The following is a 648-nucleotide window of genomic DNA, read 5'->3' as shown; positions in this document are numbered from 1 at the left end:
TGCGATACGAATACAGCGCCTGCTGCTGCACCGCCTCAGCCTGTTTCACCTGACCGGCGATCGCGCCGCCTTCGAAGATCGGCTGCGTCACCGACCCCGCAAACGACCACACGCGCGCCGGCCCCGTAAAGAGCTTCGAGAACTGGCCGCTTTGCGTGCCGAACAGGCCCGTGATCGAAATCTGCGGGAAATACAGCGCCTTCGCGGCGCCAATCTGAGCGTTCGCCGCCACCAGATCCTGCTCGGCCTGGCGCAGGTCCGGACGCCGCTCGAGCAGATCCGACGGCAGCCCGGCGGGCACGGCCGGCGCCGCCAGTTCGGCGAGCGTGCGTCCGCGCAGGATGTCGCCCGGATTGCGTCCGAGCAGCACGGAGAGCGCGTCTTCCTGCTGCGCGATCTGTGCCTCGAGCTGCGGAATCGCCGCCCGCGATGCCTCGTATTCGGACTGGCTCTGCGCGAGTTCCATCTGCGAGACCTCGCCGCCCCTGAAGCGCAGTTCGAACACACGCACGGATTCGGCACGGCTGTCTGTAGTCGCTTTCGCGATCTCCAGCTGCCGGTCGAGACTGCGCAGATTGATATACGACGAGGCCACCGACGACACCAGCGTGAGGACCGTGCCGCGCTTCGCTTCTTCCGTCGACAGCA

The 648-nt window shown here is 66.7% G+C and carries 1 protein-coding gene; it reads right to left on the bottom strand.

Annotation, left to right across the window (positions count from 1 at the left end):
* Positions 1–648: TolC family protein (locus G3O01_RS45020; RefSeq protein ID WP_205814009.1), on the bottom strand; the 648-nt coding region annotated here is incomplete at both ends.

The sequence above is a fragment of the Burkholderia sp. Ac-20365 genome (genome assembly GCF_017104715.1).
GTDB lineage: Bacteria > Pseudomonadota > Gammaproteobacteria > Burkholderiales > Burkholderiaceae > Paraburkholderia.
Note: the sequence above shows the minus strand (reverse complement) of the source record. Positions and strands in the feature narration are given on the sequence as shown.